This is a genomic window from Micromonospora cynarisoli (assembly GCF_030518815.1).
In the GTDB taxonomy this organism is placed as follows: Bacteria; Actinomycetota; Actinomycetes; order Mycobacteriales; family Micromonosporaceae; genus Micromonospora; species Micromonospora wenchangensis.
In genome coordinates this window covers 6,692,791-6,714,510 of record NZ_CP130426.1, presented here as the reverse complement: position 1 = coordinate 6,714,510, position 21,720 = coordinate 6,692,791, and the positions used below count along the sequence as shown (strand labels likewise).

At 73.2% G+C, this 21,720-nt stretch carries 18 protein-coding genes; 9 read left to right on the top strand and 9 right to left on the bottom strand.

What is annotated here, in order from left to right; translation table 11 throughout:
- Nucleotides 1-124: 124 nt before the first annotated feature.
- Together Q2K16_RS29605 and Q2K16_RS29600 are read right to left on the bottom strand one after the other, a co-directional pair.
- Nucleotides 125-1,249 carry a GNAT family N-acetyltransferase gene (locus Q2K16_RS29605; protein ID WP_302741618.1) on the bottom strand — a complete coding sequence of 375 codons (1,125 nt, stop codon included), beginning with the start codon at nucleotides 1,247-1,249 and terminating at the stop codon, nucleotides 125-127.
- 89 nt (nucleotides 1,250-1,338) lie between these two features.
- Nucleotides 1,339-2,040: an ACT domain-containing protein gene (locus Q2K16_RS29600; protein ID WP_088645447.1), complete on the bottom strand. Its 702-nt coding sequence runs from the start codon at nucleotides 2,038-2,040 to the stop codon at nucleotides 1,339-1,341.
- A 152-nt stretch (nucleotides 2,041-2,192) separates the two neighbouring features.
- Between Q2K16_RS29600 and Q2K16_RS29595 the strand changes: the two genes are divergently transcribed.
- Nucleotides 2,193-3,278 carry a phosphotransferase family protein gene (locus tag Q2K16_RS29595; RefSeq protein WP_302741617.1) on the top strand — a complete coding sequence of 362 codons (1,086 nt, stop codon included), beginning with the start codon at nucleotides 2,193-2,195 and terminating at the stop codon, nucleotides 3,276-3,278.
- Complete coding sequence (locus Q2K16_RS29590; RefSeq protein WP_302741616.1) at nucleotides 3,278-4,489, top strand: acyl-CoA dehydrogenase family protein; 1,212 nt, start codon at nucleotides 3,278-3,280, stop codon at nucleotides 4,487-4,489. Before Q2K16_RS29595 ends, Q2K16_RS29590 begins: the two co-directional genes overlap by 1 nt.
- Before the next feature lie 90 nt (nucleotides 4,490-4,579).
- On the opposite strand, the gene Q2K16_RS29585 is transcribed toward Q2K16_RS29590, so the two are convergent.
- From Q2K16_RS29585 to Q2K16_RS29560, 6 genes are all read right to left on the bottom strand, one after another.
- Entirely contained in the window at nucleotides 4,580-5,626 is a 1,047-nt protein-coding gene (locus Q2K16_RS29585; protein WP_302741614.1) for a LacI family DNA-binding transcriptional regulator, read from the bottom strand.
- Nucleotides 5,627-5,718: 92 nt separating this feature from the next.
- A complete protein-coding gene (locus Q2K16_RS29580; protein ID WP_302741612.1) occupies nucleotides 5,719-7,152 on the bottom strand; it encodes a GH1 family beta-glucosidase in 1,434 nt (477 codons plus the stop codon).
- Nucleotides 7,149-7,991 carry a carbohydrate ABC transporter permease gene (locus Q2K16_RS29575; RefSeq protein ID WP_204924033.1) on the bottom strand — a complete coding sequence of 281 codons (843 nt, stop codon included), beginning with the start codon at nucleotides 7,989-7,991 and terminating at the stop codon, nucleotides 7,149-7,151. Before Q2K16_RS29575 ends, Q2K16_RS29580 begins: the two co-directional genes overlap by 4 nt.
- Before the next feature lie 10 nt (nucleotides 7,992-8,001).
- Nucleotides 8,002-8,970 (bottom strand): carbohydrate ABC transporter permease, encoded by a 969-nt coding sequence (locus tag Q2K16_RS29570; RefSeq protein WP_302741608.1) that lies wholly within the window; start codon nucleotides 8,968-8,970, stop codon nucleotides 8,002-8,004.
- Between the two features lie 115 nt (nucleotides 8,971-9,085).
- On the bottom strand, nucleotides 9,086-10,378 hold the full coding sequence (locus Q2K16_RS29565; protein ID WP_302741606.1) for an ABC transporter substrate-binding protein: 1,293 nt from the start codon (nucleotides 10,376-10,378) through the stop codon (nucleotides 9,086-9,088).
- Between the two features lie 250 nt (nucleotides 10,379-10,628).
- The gene (locus Q2K16_RS29560; protein ID WP_302741604.1) at nucleotides 10,629-11,174 is read right to left on the bottom strand and encodes a plasmid pRiA4b ORF-3 family protein; all 546 of its coding nucleotides are present in this window, start codon (nucleotides 11,172-11,174) and stop codon (nucleotides 10,629-10,631) included.
- Nucleotides 11,175-11,324: 150 nt separating this feature from the next.
- Between Q2K16_RS29560 and Q2K16_RS29555 the strand changes: the two genes are divergently transcribed.
- Nucleotides 11,325-12,110, top strand: a complete 786-nt coding sequence (locus Q2K16_RS29555; protein ID WP_302741602.1) for a pyrimidine reductase family protein — start codon at nucleotides 11,325-11,327, stop codon at nucleotides 12,108-12,110.
- Between the two features lie 110 nt (nucleotides 12,111-12,220).
- Here Q2K16_RS29555 and Q2K16_RS29550 read toward each other — a convergent pair whose 3' ends face one another.
- Nucleotides 12,221-13,756 carry a M4 family metallopeptidase gene (locus tag Q2K16_RS29550; protein WP_302741600.1) on the bottom strand — a complete coding sequence of 512 codons (1,536 nt, stop codon included), beginning with the start codon at nucleotides 13,754-13,756 and terminating at the stop codon, nucleotides 12,221-12,223.
- A gap of 33 nt (nucleotides 13,757-13,789) precedes the next feature.
- Here Q2K16_RS29550 and Q2K16_RS29545 point away from each other — a divergent pair, with 33 nt between their 5' ends.
- From Q2K16_RS29545 to Q2K16_RS29520, 6 genes are all read left to right on the top strand, one after another.
- A complete protein-coding gene (locus tag Q2K16_RS29545) occupies nucleotides 13,790-14,029 on the top strand; it encodes a hypothetical protein (RefSeq protein WP_302741599.1) in 240 nt (79 codons plus the stop codon).
- A 170-nt stretch (nucleotides 14,030-14,199) separates the two neighbouring features.
- A complete protein-coding gene (locus Q2K16_RS29540) occupies nucleotides 14,200-15,960 on the top strand; it encodes an ATP-binding protein (RefSeq protein WP_302741598.1) in 1,761 nt (586 codons plus the stop codon).
- 13 nt (nucleotides 15,961-15,973) lie between these two features.
- Nucleotides 15,974-17,122 carry an exonuclease SbcCD subunit D gene (locus tag Q2K16_RS29535; RefSeq protein ID WP_302741597.1) on the top strand — a complete coding sequence of 383 codons (1,149 nt, stop codon included), beginning with the start codon at nucleotides 15,974-15,976 and terminating at the stop codon, nucleotides 17,120-17,122.
- A complete protein-coding gene (locus Q2K16_RS29530; protein ID WP_302741595.1) occupies nucleotides 17,122-19,596 on the top strand; it encodes an AAA family ATPase in 2,475 nt (824 codons plus the stop codon). Before Q2K16_RS29535 ends, Q2K16_RS29530 begins: the two co-directional genes overlap by 1 nt.
- 235 nt (nucleotides 19,597-19,831) lie before the next feature.
- On the top strand, nucleotides 19,832-20,797 hold the full coding sequence (locus Q2K16_RS29525; RefSeq protein WP_302741594.1) for a hypothetical protein: 966 nt from the start codon (nucleotides 19,832-19,834) through the stop codon (nucleotides 20,795-20,797).
- Nucleotides 20,797-21,654 (top strand): spermidine synthase, encoded by an 858-nt coding sequence (locus Q2K16_RS29520; RefSeq protein WP_302741593.1) that lies wholly within the window; start codon nucleotides 20,797-20,799, stop codon nucleotides 21,652-21,654. Before Q2K16_RS29525 ends, Q2K16_RS29520 begins: the two co-directional genes overlap by 1 nt.
- Nucleotides 21,655-21,720 lie beyond the last annotated feature (66 nt).

Below are 21,720 nucleotides of genomic sequence, written 5' to 3'. Positions count from 1 at the left end.
GCAGGGCCCCCGCACCGGGGGCCCTGCCTGTACACCGTTCTCCGCATCGGAGTTCGGCCACGCACCGGATGGAAAGCCCCCGCCCGGTGCCACACGGGTCGTCTCGATGAGTGGTGGTCGGTCGTCAGCAGACTCCACCGCTCGTGCTCGTCCGCCGGGGACCGATCACGGCCGCACCGGACCGGCCGGTCCCCTCGGCGACCGGGCCGTCGGCCACCGGGGCGGCCAGCGCGACGGTCACCGTGAGCAGGCTGCCGTCCCGCTCGATCGGCGCGGACCGGCCCAGCCGGGCCACCGTACGCACCATCGGCGTGTTCTCCGCCTGGGTGTGCAGGACCAAGGCCGCGAACCCGGCCCGCTCGGCGTGGGCGAGCAGCCGGCGCAGCAGCGCGGTGCCCAGCCCACGCCGCTGCCAGTCGTCCCGGACCAGCAGCGCCCCCTCTGCCTCGTCACCCTCGGCGAGCAGGTTGGCCAGCGCGACGACCGACTCCACCGCCCCGTCGGAGCCGGTCGTCGTGGCCACCAGGGTCAGCCCCCGGGCCGGTTCCAGCAGCCGGCGCAGCCGGGCCGGCGAGGGCAGCGCCGCCCCGCTCAGGTAGCGCCGCTGCCGGCTGGACGCCGAGCAGCGCTCGTGCAGGTCGACCACGCCCGCCAGGTCGTCGGCGGTAGCCGGCCGGACGGTCAGCTGCGCACCGTCGGGCAGCACCAGGACCACCCGGTCGGCCTCCCGCCGGGCCACCGCCGCCGCCAACTCGACGAGCGCCTGCGCCCGCGCGTACTCGGCCGGGGTGAAGCTGGGCGCCCGTCGGCGCAGTTCGTACGAGCCGCCGGCCGGGTCGGTCAGCAGCATGGTCGTGGTGCCCACCGCGTCGTGGTCGCCGGCAGCCGTCGGACGCCAGGTCACCTCGTCAGCGCCGAGCGTGGCCCGGAGCACCTCACCGGCCAGTTCCGGGTCACCGACCAGCCGGGTGGCCAGCCCGAGCACGCGGGTCGGCTGGTCGGCCAGGCCGCGTGCCTCGCTGCGGGCGACCCAGCAGTCCCGGCCCCGGCCCCGCTCGACGGCGGCGATCAGATCCGCCTCGTCGAGGGTGTCCGGCGCGTCGACGAGGAAGTCGTCGACCGCGCCGACCTCGGTGGTGTGCACCTGCACGGTGAGGATGTTGACCCCCCGCAACGCGAGACTCGCGGTGAGGACCGACAGGTATCCCGGCCGGTCGTCCACGGTCGCGCGCACCCGCCACAGCGCCATGTCCACTCCCTTCCCCAGCACGAAGCCTGCCCGCAGCCTGTTGCCGTGGCGTTGCCCGGCGGTGTCGCACCGGCAACCGTCCGCCCAGGTCAGGTGACGGTGGTCACCGACTGCGGGCCGACCAGGTCGAGTCGGTCGCCGAGGATCACCGCGCTGGCCCGGACCAACTGGGCGAGCCGGTCCACCTCGGTGGCGTGGAACCCGGCGGCGGTCAGCGGCTCGGTGTGGTCCCGGGCGACCACCAGCACCAGCCCGGCCCGGCCGAACGGCGCGATCGCGTAGTGCGTGCCGTCGGCCATGGTCAACGTGCGGGCCCGCAGCGGGGTCACCTCGGGCAGCCGGGGCGGCTCGGGCGCGCGCCAACTGGCGTGCCCGACGGTCGCCGTCCCCGCACCGGCCCGCGAGGCCCAGTCCACCGGCACGACGGCCGCCACCGCCCAGTCCGCCGCGAGCAGCCCCGGCACCGCGTCGACCAGGGTGGCCACCCCGTCGGTGGGGTTCGCCGCCACCTGGGCGAGCAGTTCGGCGTCCTGACCGGTGGTGGTCGGCGCGCCGATCGCCCGCCACACCCCGTCCACCCGCACCCCCGGGATCGCCGCCAACCCCGCGAGCAGCCCCTCGACCCGGGCGGCGCCGGGCCAGACCACGGTGAAGTCGTCCACCGCCCGGCCGCCCAGCCGTTCCAGCACCACGACCTGGACGATGTCCGCCCCGGAGACGCCGAGCGTGCGGGCCACCTGGCCGAGTGTCCCGGGTCGGTCCGGCAGGGTCACCCGAACTCTCAGCAACATGTCTGTCCCTCCGCTCGGCGGGCCGACCGCACACGGCCGGCAGGCTGGTCCCCAGCCTGCCGGTTGACCATTTCGCCCCTGTTGCCGTGGCATGTCCCGGGCGGAAAATCGCTGACCTTGACAACCCGGCTGACCTGCCATCAACTATGCGGATGACCGAGCCGGCCGTCGACGCGTCCCACGACGGCGGAGTTACCGGCGACCGGACGCCGCCCGGGCTGGATCTCGACCGGTTGGCCGGGTGGCTGGCCACGCACCGGCCGGAGCTGGCCGACGGGCCGCTGCGGGCCGACCTGATCACCGGCGGCAGGTCCAACCTGACCTACCTGCTGCACTGCGGCGGGCGCGAGCTGGTGCTGCGCCGCCCGCCGCTGGGGCACGTGCTGGCCACCGCACACGACATGACCCGCGAACACCTGGTGATCGCCGCGCTCGCGCCGACCGCCGTGCCGGTGCCCGAGGCGGTGCTGCTCTGCGCCGACCCGGCCGTGATCGGGGCACCCTTCTACCTGATGCGCCGGGTGCCGGGCGAGGTGCTGCGCACCCGGGCCCAGACCGACCCGCTCACCGACGGGCAACGCCGCGATCTGGCCTGGGCGATGATGGACACCCTCGCCGCGCTGCACACCGTCGACCCGGCCGAGGTGGGGCTGGCCGACTTCGGCCGTCCGGAGGGCTACCTCGAACGGCAGGTACGCCGCTGGGCCGGCCAGCTCGACCGGTCCCGCAGCCGGGAGCTGCCCGGGGTGGACGAGCTGCGCGACGCGCTGGCCGCCTCGGTGCCCGAGGGGGTGAACGCCGGCCGGATCGTGCACGGCGACTACCGGCTGGACAACCTGCTCACCGCTGTCGACCCGGTGTCGGTCCGGGCGGTGCTGGACTGGGAGATGGCCACCCTGGGCGACCCGCTGGCCGACCTCGGGCTGCTGCTGACGTACTGGGACGTGCTCGGCGACAGCGACCTCGCCGAGGGCAACCCGGACGCCGACGGGCTCGGCCCGCGCGCCGGCTTCCCCACCGGCGGCGAGCTGATCGCCCGGTACGCCGACCGCAGCGGCGTCGACGTGGGGCCGCTGCACTGGCACCTGGCCCTCGGCTGTTTCAAGCTGGCGGTGATCTGCGAGGGCATCCACTACCGGCACACCCTGGGGCAGACCCTCGGCGGTGGGTTCGACCGGATCGGCGACATGGTGACGCCGCTGGTGGAGCACGGTCTGCGCGCGGTCAGGGGGAACTGATGGACTTCGGCTACGACGCCCGTACCGTCGAGCTGCGGGAGCGGCTCGGCGCGTTCCTCGACGAGTGCGTCCTGCCGGCCGAGCCGGTGCACGCGGAGCAGGTCGCCGCGGCGGGTGACCCGTGGTCGCGCTCCCCGGTGCTCGACGGGCTGAAGGTCGAGGCGCGACGGCGCGGCCTGTGGAACCTCTTCCTGCCCGATCCGCGCTACGGTGCCGGGCTGACCAACCTCCAGTACGCCCCGCTCGCCGAGCTCACCGGGCGCAGCCCGCACCTGGCCCCCGAGGCGGTCAACTGCGCCGCGCCGGACACCGGCAACATGGAACTGCTTGCCGAGTTCGGCTCCGGGGCGCAGCGCGACAGGTGGCTCACCCCGCTGCTGGCCGGCGAGATCCGCTCGGCGTTCTGCATGACCGAGCCCGAGGTGGCCTCCTCCGACGCCACCAACATCGCCACCCGGATCGTCCGCGACGGCGACCACTACGTGGTCAACGGGCGCAAGTGGTGGTCGTCCGGGGCGATGGACCCCCGGTGCGAACTGTTCATCGTGATGGGCAAGACCGACCCGGACGCCGACCGGCACCGCCAGCAGAGCATGGTCCTGGTGCCCCGGGACGCCCCCGGGGTGCACGTCAGGCGGGGCATGACGGTCTTCGGTTACACCGACGCCCCGCACGGCGGGCACGCCGAGATCGACTTCGTCGACGTCCGGGTGCCGGCGGAGAACCTGGTCGGTGCCGAGGGAGCCGGGTTCGCCATCGCCCAGGCCCGGCTCGGACCGGGCCGCATCCACCACTGCATGCGCCTGGTCGGCATGGCCGAGCGGGCACTGGAGCTGCTCTGCCGGCGGGCCAACCAGCGGATCGCGTTCGGCCGGCCGCTCGCCGAGCAGGGCGTGGTCCGGGAGTGGATCGCCGAGTCCCGGGTACGGATCGAGCAGGCCCGGCTGCTGGTGCTCAAGACCGCCTGGCTGATGGACACCGTCGGCAACAGGGGCGCGCACACCGAGATCCAGGCCATCAAGATCGCTACTCCGGCGATGGCCGAGTGGGTGATCGACAAGGCGATCCAGGGGTACGGCGGCGCCGGGGTCAGTCAGGACACCCCGCTCGCCGGGCTCTGGGCACAGGCCCGCACCCTGCGGCTCGCCGACGGCCCGGACGAGGTGCACCGCGCGTCCCTGGCCAAGCGGGAACTGCGCCGCTGGTCCTGAGCCTGGGCCGTTGGTCCTGAGCCGACGCCACCGGCGCGTCAGGCCACCCGACGGCGGCCCGGAGGTGGAGGTCGGAGGTGTCGAAGCGTTTCAGGTGGAGGCACGCTGGATGAGTTCGGTGTCCAGCAGGATGTGCGGGGTGGGGATCTCGTCGCCCCGGATGCGGGCCACCAGCAGCCGGGCCATCTGCCGGCCCATCTCCTCCACCGGCTGGAAGACCGTGGTCAACGGCGGGTCGGCCTGCTGGGCGACAGGCGAGTCGTCGAACCCGATGATCGCCACGTCCTCGGGCACCCGGCGGCCCGCCTCACGCAGCGTCCGCAGCGCGCCGAACGCCATCAGGTCGGAGGCGACGAAGACCGCGTCCAGCTCGGGGCAGGCCTCCAGCAGGCGGCGCATGCACGCCGCGCCGCTGCCCTCGCTGAAGTCCCCGTAGGCGATCATGCGGGGGTCGAGCATCCCGACGGTGGACTCCACCGCCTCCCGGTAGCCGACCAGACGGGCCAGGCCGGCGCCCATGTCCTGCGGACCGGCGATGGTGGCGATCCGGCGGCGGCCCTGCCGGGCCAGGTGCTGCACGGCGTTGCGGGCGCCACCGACGTTGTCGACGTCGACGAACCAGGACGGCCGCGCCCCGGGGCGCAGCATCCGGGCCGGCCGGCCGCCGAGCACGGTGGGCAGGTCGCGCTCCTCCAGCAGGGTGGGCAGCGGGTCGGAGTCGTGCAGCGACAGCAGCAGGACCCCGTCGACGTGCTGGTTGGTCAGGTGGTTCTCGACCCGTTCCCGTTCGATCGGGGACTGCACCATCGCGAGCCAGAGTTGCAGCGGCGTCTCCAGCAGGCCGGAGCTGACGCCCCGGACGATGCCGGCGAAGAACGGCTCGGTGAAGACCCGCTCCCCCGACTCGGAGACCACCAGGGCCACCGAGTCGGTCCGCTGGGTGACCAGTGCCCGCGCCGCCCGGTTCGGGACGTACCCCAGTTCGGCGATGGCCTGTTGGACGGCGGCCCGGGCCTCCGGGCTGACCTGGGGTGAGCCGTTGACCACCCGGGAGACCGTGCCCCGCCCGACACCCGCGCGGGCGGCGACCGCGTCGAGGGTCGGGCGCCCGAGTGACCGGGTGCGTTGCGTTGTCATCGTCTGCTCCTCCGACGTCGGACGGTCCCCGCCGTCCGCCCCCGGGGGCGGGCGGCGCGGCGGGGCCGTCCGGAATGCTGGCTGGCCTCTGCCTATTGTGCGGCCAGACCGTTGCGTCGGATCACCTCGGCGTACCACCTGGCGCTGGACTTGGGGATACGGGCCTGGGTGTCGTAGTCGATCCAGATCATCCCGAAGCGCTTGGTGTAACCCCAGGCCCACTCGAAATTATCCATCAGCGACCAGGCGAAGTAGCCCCGCAGGGGCACCCCGGCCGCGATCGCCTCGTGCGAGGCCCTCAGGTGGGCGTCGAAGTAGGCCAACCGGTCGACGTCGTCGACCCGACCGTCCTGCACGGTGTCGACGAACGCCGAGCCGTTCTCGGTGACGTAGAGCGGCAGGTCGGTGTACTCCTCGTGGACCCGCCGCAGCGTCTCCACCAGGCCCGGGGCGTCGATCTCCCAGTCCATGTCGGTGACCGGGACACCCCGGGTGACGAACCGGACCTCCTCGCTGCCCGGCCAGCAGGACGGGGCCCGCCAGTACTTCTCCGGCTCCTCGCCGGCGACCGGCGCGGCCACCACGTGCCGGCTGTAGTAGTTGATCCCGACCAGGTCCAGCGGGGTGGAGATGATCTCCAGGTCGCCGTCGCGGACGTGTCCGAAATCGGTCACCTCGGCCAGGTCGGCGGTCAGGTCCGCCGGGTACGACCCGCGCAGCAGCGGGTCGAGGAAGAACCGGTTGGCCAGCCCGTCGATCCGGCGGGCGGCGTCGACGTCGCCCGGGGCGTCGCTGGCCGGGGTCACCGGGTAGAGGTTGACCGTGACACCGAGCTGGGCCTGCGGCAACTTCGCCCGCAGGGCCTGCACGGCGAGCCCGTGACCGAGCATGAGGTGGTGCCCGGCCCGGACCGAGTCCGCCCCGTCGGACCGCCCGGGGGCGTGCGCCCCGGAGCCGTAGCCGAGGAACGCCGAGCACCACGGCTCGTTGAGCGTGGTCCAGTACTTCACCCGGTCGCCGACGGCGTCCGCGACCAGGGACGCGTAGTCGGCGAACCGACCGGCGGTGTCCCGGGCCGGCCAGCCGCCCGCGTCCTCAAGCGGTTGGGGCAGGTCCCAGTGGTAGAGGGTGAGCCACGGCTCGATGCCGTTGGCCAGCAGCTCGTCGACCAGCCGCCGGTAGAAGTCCAGGCCCTCCTGGTTGACGCCGCCGGTGCCGCCGGGCTGCACCCGCGGCCAGGAGACCGAGAACCGGTACGACTTGAGGCCCAGCTCGGCCATCAACCGGACGTCGTCGGGCATCCGGTGGTAGTGGTCGCAGGCCACGTCCCCGGTGTGCCCGGAGACCACCCGCCCCTCGGTGTGACTGAACGTGTCCCAGATCGACGGGGTCCGGCCGCCCTCGGCGGCGGCCCCCTCGATCTGGTACGCGGCGGTCGCCGCGCCCCACAGGAAGCCGGGCGGGAAGGTCAGTTCCGGCCCCTGGTCGAGTACGCCGACAGCGGGCGGGTGGGTCGGGTTGCTCACGACTTGACGGCGCCTTCCATGATGCCGCCGATGATCTGGCGGCCGAACACGATGAACACGATCACCAGCGGCACGGTGCCGATGGCGGTCGCGGCGAACACCTGCGAGTAGTCGGTGTAGTAGGCGTACGACAGGAACGCCAGCGACACCTGCAGGGTCGGGTTCTCGGGGGTGAGCACGGCGTACGGCCACAGGTAGGAGTTCCAGGTCTCCATGAAGGTGAGCAGGCCGAGCACGGCGGCGGCGGGGCGCAGCGCCGGCAGCACGATGTTCCAGAAGATCCGGAAGGTGCTGGCGCCGTCGACCCGACCCGCCTCGATCAGCTCGTCGGAGATGGCCTGGATGGCGTACTGCCGCATCATGAACACGCCGAAGGCGCTGACCAGGAAGGGCACGGTCACCGCGTAGAGGGTGTCGTACCAGCCGAGGTCCTGGATCATGCCCCAGAGCGGGATCAGGCCGAGCTGGGTCGGGATCATCATGGTCACGATGATCGTCAGCAGCAGGGCGTTGCGGCCCCGGAACCGCAGCTTGGCGAAGGCGAAGCCGGCCAGCGACCCGGTGATCACCACCGAGACGGTCACCACCGCGGAGACGATCACCGAGTTGAGCAGACCGGTGAGGAAGTTCGCCGCGTCGTTGTCGAGCACCCGGCCGAAGTTCGCGCCGAACTCGCCGGCCGGGGTGAACGGTGGCGGCACGTCGTTGATCTGGTCGAGGCTACGGGTGGCGATGACCACCATGTAGTAGAACGGGTAGACCGAGAAGAGCACCGCGACGACGAGCGCGATGTAGAGCAGCGGACTGGTGCGCCAGAGGCGCTGGGATGCCTTGTTCACGGCGCGGTCCTCACTTCACCGAACGGCGGACGAGCAGGAAGTTCACCAGCGAGACCAGGGCGATCATGACGAACATGGCCCAGGCCACCGCAGCGCCGTAGCCGGCGGAACTGAGGTTCTCGATACCGAGTTCGTACATGTACATCGCCAGGGTCTGGAACTCGCGCTGGTCGCCACCGATGATGTTGCCGTTGCCGAAGACGAGCGGCTCGGTGAAGAGCTGGAGCCCACCGATGGTGGACAGGGTGACCACGAAGACGAAGGTCGGGGTCAGCATCGGCAGGGTGATCCGCCAGAACTGCTTCCACTGGTTCGCGCCGTCGATCGCGGCGGCCTCGTAGAGGTCCTTCGGGATGGCCTGCATGCCGGCCAGCAGGATCAGCGTGTTGTAGCCGGTCCACCGCCAGTTGACCATGGAGGCGATGGCCGTCCAGGAGCTCCACTTCTGGGCGTCCCAGTCGACCGCGTCGATGCCGACCAGGCTGAGCATCCAGTTGATCAGACCGAAGTCGCGCTGGAAGAGCATCCCGAACACGATCGCCACCGCGGCGACGGAGACCACGTTGGGCATGAAGATGGCCATCCGGAACAGCGTCCGGGCCCGCAGGAAGGTGCGGTTGAGCATGGTGGCCAGGAACAGCGCCAGGAGCAACTGCGGGATCGTCGACAGGACGAAGATGCCGAACGTGTTGATCGTGGCGTTCCAGAAGTACTCGTCGGTGAACAGCCGGGTGTAGTTGTCGAACCCGATGAAGCTGTGGTCGCCGATGAGGTCCCAGTCGTGCAGCGACATCCACGCGGTACGCAGCATCGGGTAGAACCCGAAGATGCCGAAGACCACGAAGAACGGCGCGATGTAGAGGTAGGGCGAGAGCTTCAGGTCGAGGCGGTTCAGGGTGATCGCCCGGCTGCGCCGCCGGGGAGGTGTGGGGGGTGGTGCGCTGGGCGACGGCGGCGCCGTCGTGGCCGAGAGGCTCATGCGGGGTCCTTTCCCGGCTCCGGCGGGGCCGGTGAGGCGGGCGGTACGTCGAACGGGACGCCATTGGTGGCGCCCGGGACATGCCCGGACGCCACCGCCGGTGGTCGTGCAGTGATCAGAAGGCGCCCTGGGTCTTGGCGTCCTTGAGGAACTGCTCCCAGGCCTTGTCCTTGGGGGACTGCCCGTTCTCGTACGAGCGCAGGGCCGGCTCGAACGCGTTCTCCTTGATCGCCTGGTGCTTCGGGCCGAGGTGCAGCGGCTGGATCTTCTCCACGCTCTCACCGAAGATCTTGCCGGTCGGCGCGCCGCTGAAGTACTCGTTGGTGTAGCCGGTGAACTCCGGGTTCTTCAGCGCCTCGAGGTTGGTCGGCAGCGGGCCCTTGAGCTTGAACGCCTCGACCTGGCTCTTCGCGTTGGTCAGGTACTCGGCGAGCTTGGCCGCCTCCTTGGGGTACTTGCTCTGGGCCGGCACGGCGAGCCAGGAGCCGCCCCAGTTGCCCGCGCCGCCGGGAACCGGCGCCAGGTCCCACTTGCCCTTGTTCTCCGGGCCGGAGTTGTCGGCGACGATACCGAGCATCCACGACGGGCAGAAGGTGGCCGCGAAGGTGCCCTGCTTGAAGCCGGCCGACCACTCGGGCGACCAGGTGGCGCTCTTCGCGGAGATCTTCGCGTCGGACATCGCGACAGCGGTGTCCCACGCGGTCTTCACCGCGGCGCTCTTGTCGGCGACGACGTTGTCCTCCTTGTCGTAAAACAGGTCACCGCCCTGCTGCACCATGACCGCGCTGGCCGCGGTGGTGGCCGAGTCGATCAGGCCCTTGTTGGTGGCCGCGCGGTACTTCTTGCCGGTCTCGATGAAGGCGTTCCAGTCCGGCCAGAGCGCCGCTACCTGGTCCCGCTCGGTCGGCAGCCCGGCCGCGGCGAACAGGTCCTTGCGGTAGCAGACGCCGAGGCTGCCGACGTCGGTCGGCAGGCCGATCAGCCGGCCGTCCGCCGCCTTGCCCAGCTCCCACTTCCACGGCAGGTATTCCTTGCTGTGGTCGGCGATCAGCGGCGTCAGGTCGGCCCAGTTCGCGGGGTTGGTCTTGAACTCGTTGAGGATGCCCTCTTCGAGCGCGGTCACGTCCGCCGCGCCCTTGCCGGTGGCCAGCGCCCGGACCACCTTCGGCCGGTACTCGTTGAGCTGCGCGGTCTTGCGCAGCTCGACCTTGATGCCGGTGTCCTTCTCGTACTGCTTGACGATCTCGTCGTATCCGAATTCACCGAAGGTGTCGACGACCAGCTTGCTGGGCTTGCCGCCGGACTCCTTCGGCTCGTCGTCCTTGCCGCAGGCCGCGAGACCGCCGATGGCGGTGACTGCGGCCAGGGCGGCGACCGCGAAACGGGTACGCCGCGTGGTGACGCTCATCCTGACCCCTTTTCGATGGTGAGGCTGGGTGGGTGTGGTGGGGGGTGCTGTCGCACGTCCCGGCCGGCCCGGTGGTGATCGCCGGTCGGTCGGAGGTGGTCGCGGGTGATCCGCGCCACGCCCTTGGGAACGCTCCCATGAGATTGCCGGGAGGTGTCGGGGGTGTCAATAGACCGTTGGGAGCGTTCCCAGATCGTTACCAGCTATCGCGTTTACCCCGCCTGACGTGATGACCCGGCGTCGACGGAGATCAGCAGAAGCGGCGCAGCAGGGTGGTCGCCAGGCCCGCGTCGAAGGCCGCCGGGTCGTGCCCCGGGCCCACCCAGTCCCGCATCGTGGCATGCTCCGGATGGTGCGGATCCCCGAGCGCCGCCAGCAGCAGGAGCTGCCCGGCCGGGCCGCCGACGCCCTCCGGCGGGCAGGCCCGCGCACCCTGCGGGCAGCTCGGGTAACGCCCGTCCGGGTCGGCGGCGAGGACGTCCTCCACCACCAGGTCGTGCTCCCACCAGTCGCCGAAGTCGTAGACGTAACCGAACCGGCTGCCCTTGCCGGCCACCGCGTCCAGCCGGACGTCCAGCTCGTCGCGGACCACCGGCTCGGCGTCCGGATCGGGCTCGCCGTACTGCACCCCGTCGATGTCGAACACGTGCAGGTGGCAGTCCCGCCAGCCCATCGCGTGCTGCACCACCCGGTGCAGCCGGTCCAGGGTGTAACCGCCGGGGACCAGCACCCGCCGCCAGACCGACGGGCGGACCCCGGTGAGGGACACCTTCAGCTGGAAGATCTGACGTGACATGCTGCCCCCTCCACCCACCGCATAGGCTGCCGGCATGATCTGCCGAGCGTGCCGACAGCGGCGGCACGACGACTGCCCCGGCCGGAAGTGGTGCGACTGTCAGCACCGTACCCCCGCACCCACCCCTCCGGTCACCGGTCCGGCCGGCGAATGAGCGTCGGAATCCCGATCCGGCGGATCTGGCCCACGCCCGCCGACGGGCCGCTGGACGACGCCGCGCTGACCGCGCTCTACGCCCGCGCCGACACTCCCCGGCTACGGGTCAACTTCGTGTCCAGCGCGGACGGCGCGGTCACCCTGGACGGCTACTCCGCCGGCCTCTCCGGTGCGCCGGACAAGCGGGTCTTCGGCCTGCTCCGGATGCTCTGCGACGGGCTGCTGGTGGCCGCCGGCACGCTGCGGCACGAGGGCTACCGGGCGGTGCGGCTCAGCCCCGAACGCCGGGCCTGGCGACGCGCGCACGGCCTGGCCGAGTACCCGACGCTTGCGGTCGTCTCCCGGTCGCTGCGGCTCGACCCGGCCCAGGCGGCGTTCGCCGACGCGCCGGTGCGCCCGGTCGTGCTGACCACCGGGACGGCGGTCGCGCCAGCGGGCCTCACCGACATCGTCGACCTGGTCCGGGTCGGGCGGGACGACGTCGACCTCGCCGCCGGCCTGGCCGCGCTGCGCCGGCGGGGGCTGGGGCAGTTGCTCTGCGAGGGCGGCCCGCACCTGTTCGGCGCGCTCACCGCCGCCGACCTCGTCGACGAACTCTGCATCACCGTCGCCCCGCTGCTGGCCGGGGCCGGCCCGGGGCGGATCACAGCCGGCCCGGCCAGCCCGCCCCGGTCGCTGCCACTGCGGCACACGCTGGCCGCCACCGACGGCGTACTCATGCTGCGGTACGCCCGCGACGCGCCCGGCGTCGACTCCGCCGGGGCCGCGCCCGCCGGCTGAACCGGGTCGCGTCCCCCGGACACGGCACGGGGCGTGGGCCACCCGGTCGGTGTGCCCACGCCCCGCGCGTCGGGACGTCCAGGGTCGGCGTGTCGACGCCGACCCGGGGGTCAGCTGACGCTCACGCCCGCCCAGGCGGCGGCGACCGCCTTGTACTCGGTGCTGGTCGCACCGTACAGGTCGGTCGCGGCCGACAGGGTCGCCGTCCGGGCGCCCTTGTAGTTGGTGGTGGAGGTCATGTAGCGGGTCAGCGCGCGGTACCAGATCGCCCCGGCCTTGGTGTTGCCGATGCCGGCGACCGTGGTGCCGTTGCAGGTCGTGCTGGTGCCGTACGACGAGGTGCCGCTACCCACCGCGAGCAGGTAGAAGAAGTGGTTCGCCACGCCCGAGGAGTAGTGCACGTCCAGGCCGCCCACCGAGCTGCTCCAGCAGTCCGCCGACTTGCCGTCCTTGGAAGGCTTGTCCATGTAGCGCAGCGGGGTGCCGGTGCTGCGCAGCTTCTCCCCGATCAGGTAGTCCCCCGGGTCCTTGGCGCTGGCCGCGTAGAACTCGACGAGGGTGCCGAAGATGTCGCTGGTGGCCTCGTTGAGGCCGCCCGACTCGCCGCTGTACCGCAGCCCGGCGGTGTTGCTGGTGACGCCGTGGGTCATCTCGTGGCCGGCCACGTCCAGCGAGGTGAGCGGGTACCAGCCGGAGCCGCCGTCGCCGTAGGTCATGCAGAAGCAGGAGTCCTGCCAGAAGGCGTTGGCGTAGTTGCTGCTGTAGTGCACCCGGCTGTACGCGCCGACACCGTCGTTGCGGATGCCGTTGCGGCCGTGCGCGCTCTTGTAGTAGTCCCAGGTCTTCTGCGCGCCGAAGGCGGCGTCGGCGGCGGCGGTCTGCCGGTTGCTCAGGGTGCCGTTGCCGAACACGTTGTTGGTGCTGGTGACCAGGGTGCCGGTGCCGCTGGTCTTGCCGTTGAGGTCGTAGGTGCGGTGGTTGCCCCGGGCCGGGTCGGCGAGCTGGTAGGTGCTGCCGGAGAGGTTGCTGCCGACCGAGACCGTGCCGGAGTGGTAGGTGTTGCCGGTGCCCTCCCGCTGCACGCCGTCCCACGAGTCGCGGACCGCGCCGGTGGTGGCGTCCACCAGCACGTGCAGCTCGCTCGGGGTGCCGTCGGCGTGGGTGCCGGCCACCACCACCTCGTAGGCGAGGGCGGTCGCGGTCGCACCGGCGTCGAAGACCAGCTGCGCGCCCGCGACCGAGCGGCCGGCGGCGGTCGACGCGGCGTAGGCGATCTTGCCGGCGGCGGCCTCGCTGAGCGCGGCCTTCGGGGCGCGCTGCGGGGCGGCGGCGAGGCCGTGGGTGACGCCGCGCCAGGAGTCGCCCTTGCCGAGGTGGACGACCACCTCGCCGCCGAGGACGGGCAGGCCGTCGGAGTAGCGGTTGAGCCGGACGTGCTCGGTGCCGTCGGCGTCGGTCACCACGTTGCGCGGGGTGAACGTCTGCCCGTCGGCGGCGAGGCCGGCACCGGAGTGGGCCTTGAGCTGGGCGACCGCGCGGGCGAACGGATCGGCGGCGGGCGCGGCGGTGGCCGCGGTGGGCACCGTGACGGCGGTGGCCAGGAGAGCGGCCGTGGCGAGGCCGCTCAGCAGGGGGGTTCGACGCATGGGGGTTCTGCCTCCACAGGGACAGTCGGGAGGGTGCCGACTGACGACGACCCGACGGTGGTGGACCGTGGGCCGGTCACGTGTCCGCAGGTTACGGACGTGACGACCAACATCGAAGAACAGAAGATCCTCGATATCAGCTGTGGCTATTCTGAGCCCAACCGGCCGGTATCTGTAACGCCTCCGCCGCGGATTTTTTTGGCCGGGTTTCCGGGATGCCCCACCACCTGCCCAAACATCGCCACCGGCAGCCGAAACATCCACCGTCGGTGACGGGCCCCTGCCGTGCGGTCACGGAATCGGCGTCCGGACGGCCGGGCCGGCGGCCGGATCGGCGGTCCGGCGGTGGCCGCCGCCGCGTCGCGTGGCAACCTGTCGCACTCCTCGGGCAGGATGCAGGGCGTGCGCCCTGACCGAGACGACCAGCTGACCGGAGCCCGCGGATGACCGACGACCGGACCGACGGCCGGATCGACAGCCCCGGCGAGCCCGTCGGCCGGGTGCTCGGCACCGCCGACGCCACCCCGTTGCAGTTCTGGACGGCCGTCTCGCCGGGCAGCTACCTCCAGCTCGACGACGTCGTGGTCACCCGGCGCGACCTGCCCGACCGCGAGCCGGTCACCATCGCCGGGGTGGTCACCCAGGTCCGCGCCCGGCACGAGGGCGCCCAGTTCGAGTCGGACGTCTTCGCCATCGCCGACGGCACCCTCCCGGCCCAGGTGCAGGAGGCCGCCGAGATCACCACCACCCGGGTCGACCCCGAGCTGTACGTGCCGCCCGCACCGGGCGCCACCGTGCACCGGGCCGAGGGCGACGCCCGCGCCCGCGCGCTGCACTTCGACCGGATGGAACGGCGCATCCCGATGGGGATGGGCCGCGACGGCGTCCCGGTCTACCTCAACGCCGACTTCCTCGACGGCAGCCGGGGCGCACACGTGTCGATCTCCGGCATCTCCGGGGTCGCCACCAAGACCAGCTTCGCCACCTTCCTGCTCTACTCGGTGTTCCGCTCCGGGGTGCTCGGCGGCGACGCGGTCAACGCCAAGGCGCTCATCTTCAACGTCAAGGGCGAGGACCTGCTCTTCCTCGATCACCCCAACGCCCGTCTCGACGACACCACCCGGGCCGCGTACGCCAGGCTGGGGCTGGCCGCCGGCGCGTTCCCCGACGTCCGGGTGTACGCCCCGCCCCGGGTCGGCGACGCCTCCGGCACCCCCGACGTGAGCAGCCGGCTCACCGGCGTCGACGCCTTCTACTGGACGCTGAGCGAGTTCTGCGCCGACCGCCTCCTGCCGTACGTCTTCGCCGACGCCGACGACGAACGCCAGCAGTACACGATGGTCGTCCACTCGGTCACCGCCCACCTGGCCCGCTACGCCCAGCCCGCCGACGGTGGGGTCAGCGTCGACGGGGTGCGCCTCGGCTCCTACGCCGACCTGGTCGACCACATCGTCGAGCAGCTCAACGACGACGAGACCCGGGGTGACTGGGCCGGCAGCGCGGTCGGCCTGGGCACGGTCAACGCGTTCGCCCGCCGGCTGATCGGCAGCAAGAAGGACCTCGGCCGGCTGATCCGCGGCGACCTGGCCACCCGCCGCCCGCACTCCATCAACACCGCCGAGAGCGCCCAGGTCACCGTCGTCGACCTGCACAACCTGCCGGACCGCGCGCAGCGTTTCGTGGTCGGCGTGACGCTGCGCGGCGAGTTCGAACGCAAGGAGAAGGCCGGCACCGCCAAGCCGCTGCTCTTCGTCGTCCTCGACGAGCTGAACAAGTACGCCCCCCGCGAGGGCTCCTCCCCGATCAAGGAGGTGTTGCTCGACATCGCCGAGCGGGGCCGTTCGCTCGGGGTGATCCTGGTCGGCGCGCAGCAGACGGCGAGCGAGGTCGAACGGCGGATCGTCACCAACTCGGCGATCCGGGTGGTGGGCCGGCTCGACCCGGCCGAGGCGTCCCGCCCGGAGTACGGCTTCCTGCCGCCGGCCCAGCGGCAACGCGCCCTGCTGGCCAAGCCGGGCACCATGTTCGTCAACCAGCCCGACATCCCGGTCCCGCTCTGCCTGGAGTTCCCCTTCCCGGCGTGGGCGACCCGGGTGTCGGAGGCCGGCCGGGCCCCGTCGGAGACGCTGCGCTCGATCACCGGCTCGATCGACCCGTTCGCCGTTGTCGGCTCGGGCGGCGTCGACGACGACATTCCGTTCTAGGGGGCCGGCCGCCATGAAGATCCTGCACACCTCCGACTGGCACGTCGGCAAGGTGCTCAAGGGACAGTCCCGGGCCGAGGAGCACAAGCAGGTGCTCGCCGGGGTCATCGAGATCGCCCACGCCGAACGCCCCGACCTGGTCATCGTCGCCGGTGACCTCTACGACACGGCCGCCCCCAGCCCGGAGGCGACCCGGCTGGTCACCCGGGCGTTGACCGCGCTGCGGCGGACCGGGGCCGACGTGGTGGCGATCGGCGGCAACCACGACAACGGCAACGCCCTCGACGCGCTGCGGCCCTGGGCGGAGGCGGCCGGCATCACCCTGCGCGGCGGGGTCCGGGATAATCCGGCCGAGCACGTCGTCGACGGGGTCACCGCCGGTGGCGAACGCTGGCAGCTCGCCGCGCTGCCCTTCCTGTCCCAGCGGTACGCCGTCCGCGCGGTGGAGATGTACGAGCTGACCGCCGCCGAGGCCACCCAGACGTACGCCGACCACCTCGGCCGGGTGTTGGAGAAGCTGACCGAGGGGTTCACCGAGCCGGACCGGGTGCACCTGGTCACCGCCCACCTCACCGTGGTCGGGGCGAGCACCGGCGGCGGCGAGCGCGACGCGCACACCGTCCTCGGGTACGCGGTGCCCGCGTCGGTCTTCCCGGGCACCGCGCACTACGTGGCCCTGGGGCACCTGCACCGGTCGCAGCGGGTGATCGGGCCGTGCCCGATCCGCTACAGCGGCAGCCCGATCGCGGTCGACTTCGGCGAGCAGGAGAACGTCTGCTCGGTGACGCTGGTCGAGGTGGGCGCGACCTCGGCCGCCCGCATCCGGGAGGTGCCGGTGTCGGCGGCGGTGCCGCTGCGCACGGTACGCGGCACCCTCGCCCAACTGGCCGCGGCGGACCCGCCGGAGGGCTGGCTGCGGGTGTTCGTCCGGGAACAGCCCCGGGCCGGGCTGCGGGAGGAGGTGCAGGAGCTGTTCCCCCGCGCGCTGGAGATCCGCATCGATCCCGAGCTGCTGCCGACGCCGGGCAGCGGCACCCGGGTCGCCCAGCGGGCCGGCCGGTCGCCCCGCGAGCTGTTCGCGGACTACCTGGACAGCCGGGGGCACGAGGACGACGAGGTCCGGGACCTCTTCGACGAGTTGCTGGAGGAGGTGGAGCGCTGATGCGACCGATGCGGCTGGACCTGGCCGGCTTCACCGTCTTCCGCGACGAGACCACCGTCGACTTCACCGACGCCGACTTCTTCGCCCTGGTCGGGCCGACCGGTTCGGGCAAGTCGACAGTGCTCGACGCGATCTGCTTCGTCCTCTACGGCGCGGTGCCCCGCTGGGGCGGCGCGCGGGGGTTGGCCAACGCGCTCGCCCCCTCGGCGGTGGAGGCCCGGGTCCGGCTGGTCTTCGAGTCGGCCGGCGACCGGTACGTGGCGACCCGGGTGGTCCGCCGCGACGGCCGGGGCGCGGTCAAGACCGCCAACGCCGGGCTGCAACTGATGCCGCCCGGGTTCGACGTGACCAAGCTCGACACCGGGCTCAGCCCGGAGGACCTGGGCGAGGTGCTGGCCGGCACCCCGGCCGAGATGGACGCTGCCGTGCTGGACGCGGTCGGGCTACCGTACGAGCAGTTCACCTCGTGCGTGGTGCTGCCGCAGGGGCAGTTCGCCGACTTCCTGCACGCCAAGCCGGCCACCCGGCAGCAGATCCTGGTCAACCTGCTCGGCCTCGGCGTCTACGAGAACGTGCAGAAGCGGGCCACCGAACGGGCCGGGCAGGCCGAGGCGAAGCTGGAGGCGGTCGCCCGGATGCTCGCCGGGTTGACCGACGTCGACGACGAGACGCTGACCGCCGCGGCGGACCGGGTCGACCGGGTGCGGGAGCTGTCGGCGGCGGTCGCGGCGGCCGTACCGGAGCGGGAGCGGGCCCGGGCGACGGCGCGCGAGGCGACGGCGGCGCTGGCCGCGCTCGACGCCGACCTGGCCGGGCTGGCCGGGGTGCGCGCCCCGGCCGGGGTGGCCGAGGTGGCCCGCGCGGTGAGCACGGCACGGGAGGCGGTCGACGCGACGGCCCGCACCGTGGCGCTGGCCGAGGAGCAGGAGGAGAAGCTGCGCGGCGAGCTGGCCGGCGCGGGCGACGAGAGCGCCCTGCGGCTGCTGCTGCGGGCGCACGCCGACGCGGAACGGCTGACCGGCGAGGCGGACACGGTCCGGGCGGCGCTGGAGGCGGCGCAGGTCAGGCACGACGCGGCGGCGACGGCCCTCGGCGCGGCCCGGGAGGCGGCGGCGCGGGCCGAGGCCGAGTTGGAGGCGGCGTTCCGGGCCCACGAGGAGGCCAAGACCGTCGACCAGGCGGTCGCGGTGCGGGCGCACCTGGTCGACGGCGCGACCTGCCCGGTCTGCGAGCAGCAGGTGCCCCGGGTGCCGGCGGTGCCTGCCGGTTCGGCGGTGGCCGCGGCGACCGCCGCCGGCAAGGCGGCGCGGGCGGCCAGCAAGGCCGCGCTGGCGCTGGTCGACGAGCGGGACGCGGCGGCCCGGGAGCAGGAGCGGACGCTGGTGCGGCTACGGGCCCAGCACGACCAGTTGCGCGGCCGGCTGACCGAGCTGACCGGGCAGCTCGCCGGGGCGGCCGCTCCGGCGGCGGTGCGCGACCAGCTCGCCGAGCACGCCCGGCTGCGGCAGGCGCTGGACGAGGCGGCGGTGGCGGTGCGCACCGGTCGGGACGCCGCCCGCCGGGCCCGGGGCGCGGCGGACACCGCCGAGGAGCGGTTGCGGGCCGCCTGGCGGGACTTCGACACCACCCGGGACGGGCTGGCCCGGTTCGGCCCGCCGGCCACCGACCGGGACGACGTGGCAGCCGCCTGGGCGGCCCTGGTGCAGTGGGCCGGCGCGCAGGCCCGGCAGCGCCGCGCCGACCGGGACGGGCTGGTCGCCGCGGTGACCGAGGCACGGTCGGCCGCCGAGGCGGTGGAGGAACGCATCGGTGGCCTGCTCAGCGCCGCCGGGCTGCCCCCCGCCGACGACCCGGCGCAGGCGGTGGCGGTGGCCGCCGAGCGGGCCGAAGCCGACCTGCGGCGGATCACCGAACGCCGGGCGCAGGCCGTCGAGCTGCGGGAACAACGCGCCGAACACGAGCGGCAGGCGCGGACGGCGCGGGCGCTGGCCGGGCACCTGCGGGCCAACAACTTCGAACGGTGGCTGCTGGCCGAGGCGCTGGACCTGCTGGTCGACGGGGCCTCCCGGATCCTGCGGGAGCTGTCCCAGGGGCAGTACGACCTGGTCCACGACAAGGGCGAGTTCTTCGTGGTCGACCACCACGACGCGGGGCTGCGCCGGGGGGTACGGACGTTGTCCGGCGGGGAGACGTTCCAGGCGTCGCTGGCCCTGGCGCTGGCGTTGTCCGAGCAACTCGCCGGGATGTCCACCACGGCGGCCAGCCTGGAGTCGATCGTGCTGGACGAGGGGTTCGGCACCCTCGACGCGGCCACCCTGGACATCGTCGCCGCCACCCTGGAGAGCCTGGCCGCCCGGGGCGACCGGATGGTAGGCGTGGTCACCCACGTGCCGGCGCTGGCCGAGCGCATCCCGGTGCGCTTCGAGGTCCGCAAGGACGCCCGCACGGCCCACGTCGAACGGACCGGCCGGTGAGCGCGAGGAGCGCAGCGCAGCGGAGCCCCGCAGCCGCGAACGAAAGGCGGGCCCGGTGAGCGCGAGGAGCGCAGCGCAGCGGAGCCCCGCAGCCGCGAACGAAAGGTCCGACCCGTGAGCGCGAGGAGCGCAGCGCAGCGGAGCCCCGCAGCCGCGAACGAAAGGTCCGACCCGTGAGCGCGAGGAGCGCAGCGCAGCGGAGCCCCGGTGGGGCGTCGGTTCGTGGGGCGGTGACGTGACCGGGCCGCAGCTCTTCGTGGATGCCTGGGACCCGTCCTACGGGGCGTCGTTCGAGGCGACACCGGGTGGGCCGGTCGCGCCGAGCAGCACCCAGGTCGACACCGACGTGGAACTGTCGGCGGTGGACTGGCGGGCGATCGGCCCCCGGGCCGGGGTGGCCGCTCCGGACGTGGTGCTGCTCGTCGACGGGGTGCGCCGGATCGACGCCAGCGTGTGGACGGCCGAGGAGGACGGTGCGTCGTACCCGGGGATCGCCGCCTCGTACGCGGCCGGGGTGGTCCGTTGCGACCTGGAGCGCGGCGCGGCGGAGCTGGCCGGGGCGCGGGTGGGGCGCGGGCTTTTCACCGCAAGCCCGTCGGCGCAGGAGGTGACCTGCGGGCAGGTGCGTTACCCGGTGCACCGGGTCGGCGGCAGCGGTGAGCTGAGCAAGCTGCCGGCGGCGGTGCAGGCCCCGTTGACCGCCCTGGAGGTGGCCGTCTCGGACGCCGCCCGCACCGACGGGGACCTGCTGGTGGTGGACGGTCCGCTGCGGGCCCGCCGGCAGTTGCCGCGCACCCTGGGCTACATCAAGACGCAGCACAGCCAGTATCTCGACGCCCGGCTCACCGCCGTGGTCACCGGGCTGGGTTCCGGGCAGCGGTCCCCGGTGTTCCGGCTGGGCACCGCCTGGGGTGGCTGGTCGTGGTACCTGCGGCTGCCGGTGACCGTGGGTGCGCCCTGGGCCGGGATCGTCAGGTTGGAGTGCTCGCCGGACCTCGAACCGCAGGAGGCGGTCGCGCTGGCCGACCTGTCGCTGGTCACCCTGCCCCGGTTCGCGTCGTCGCCGTACAAGGACCCGCGCGCGCCGCAGAACCTGGTGCCGATCGCCGGGTTGGAACGGCGGCTGCGCGGGATGCTGGGCGACGCGCGGCTGCTGCACCGGGCGCTGACCATGGCCAGCCGCAGCGGCGGGAGGCGCTGATGGGCCGCCGTCGGGGTGACGACCGGATCGTGGTGGACGTGTCGACCGGCCGGGCGGAGCTGGTGCCGGACCAGGACCGGCCGCGCTCGTGGACGCTGCTGCTCGACGACGCGCCGCAGTCGCATGTGGACCTGACCGACCCGACCCACCTGGAGTTCGAGTACGTCCGACGGCTCGGCGCGGCGCTCGACCTGATCGCCGCGCCGGGTGCGCCGCTGCGGGTGCTGCACCTGGGCGGCGGCGCGTTGACCCTGCCCCGGTACGTCCAGGCGACCCGGCCCGGGTCGACGCAGCGGGTGGCCGAGGTGGACGGCGCGCTGGTGGAGCTGGTCCGGCGGGAGCTGCCCTGGCCGGCCGACCCGAGGCTGAAGGTACGCGTCGCCGACGCCCGTGCCACCCTGGAGTCCAGCCGCGACGCGTCGTACGACGTGGTGGTCGCCGACGTCTTCGCCGGCGCGCGTACCCCGGCCCACCTGACCAGCGCGGAGTACGTCGCGCAGGTGGCCCGGGTGCTCGCGCCGACCGGCTGGTACCTGGCCAATCTGGCCGACGGGCCGCCGCTGCGGCACACCCGTGCCCAGGTGGCGACGGTCCGTCAGGTGCTGCCCCGGGCCGCCCTGGTCGGCGACGCGGCCGTGCTGCGCGGGCGGCGGCACGGCAACCTGGTGCTGGTGGCCGGGCGGGTCGAGCCGCCGGTGCCGGAGCTGACCCGACGCGCGGCCGGGGACTGGTTCCCGGGCCGGGTGCTGACCGGTGCCGAGCTGGAGCGGTTCGTCGCCGGTGCCGCCGTGGTCACCGACGCGGACGCCACCGACTCGTTGCCGCCGCCGCCCGGAATTTTTTCGGTCCGTCGTTGATCCGCTGGGAAGAGCGGTCCGTATCAACGGTCGGCGCCCTCCCCATGGGCCCGCTGATGTCGGTGG

What these genes read in the sequence shown, in the direction of transcription:
- Q2K16_RS29590 (WP_302741616.1), top strand. Translation starts at nt 3,278, where the DNA reads ATGGACTTCGGCTACGACGCCCGTACCGTCGAGCTGCGGGAGCGGCTC.
- Q2K16_RS29520 (WP_302741593.1), top strand. Translation starts at nt 20,797, where the DNA reads ATGGGCCGCCGTCGGGGTGACGACCGGATCGTGGTGGACGTGTCGACC.
- Q2K16_RS29605 (WP_302741618.1), bottom strand. Translation starts at nt 1,249, where the DNA reads ATGGCGCTGTGGCGGGTGCGCGCGACCGTGGACGACCGGCCGGGATAC.
- Q2K16_RS29600 (WP_088645447.1), bottom strand. Translation starts at nt 2,040, where the DNA reads ATGTTGCTGAGAGTTCGGGTGACCCTGCCGGACCGACCCGGGACACTC.
- Q2K16_RS29540 (WP_302741598.1), top strand. Translation starts at nt 14,200, where the DNA reads ATGACCGACGACCGGACCGACGGCCGGATCGACAGCCCCGGCGAGCCC.
- Q2K16_RS29550 (WP_302741600.1), bottom strand. Translation starts at nt 13,756, where the DNA reads ATGCGTCGAACCCCCCTGCTGAGCGGCCTCGCCACGGCCGCTCTCCTG.
- Q2K16_RS29570 (WP_302741608.1), bottom strand. Translation starts at nt 8,970, where the DNA reads ATGAGCCTCTCGGCCACGACGGCGCCGCCGTCGCCCAGCGCACCACCC.
- Q2K16_RS29535 (WP_302741597.1), top strand. Translation starts at nt 15,974, where the DNA reads ATGAAGATCCTGCACACCTCCGACTGGCACGTCGGCAAGGTGCTCAAG.
- Q2K16_RS29565 (WP_302741606.1), bottom strand. Translation starts at nt 10,378, where the DNA reads ATGAGCGTCACCACGCGGCGTACCCGTTTCGCGGTCGCCGCCCTGGCC.
- Q2K16_RS29555 (WP_302741602.1), top strand. Translation starts at nt 11,325, where the DNA reads ATGAGCGTCGGAATCCCGATCCGGCGGATCTGGCCCACGCCCGCCGAC.
- Q2K16_RS29585 (WP_302741614.1), bottom strand. Translation starts at nt 5,626, where the DNA reads ATGACAACGCAACGCACCCGGTCACTCGGGCGCCCGACCCTCGACGCG.
- Q2K16_RS29530 (WP_302741595.1), top strand. Translation starts at nt 17,122, where the DNA reads ATGCGACCGATGCGGCTGGACCTGGCCGGCTTCACCGTCTTCCGCGAC.
- Q2K16_RS29560 (WP_302741604.1), bottom strand. Translation starts at nt 11,174, where the DNA reads ATGTCACGTCAGATCTTCCAGCTGAAGGTGTCCCTCACCGGGGTCCGC.
- Q2K16_RS29595 (WP_302741617.1), top strand. Translation starts at nt 2,193, where the DNA reads ATGACCGAGCCGGCCGTCGACGCGTCCCACGACGGCGGAGTTACCGGC.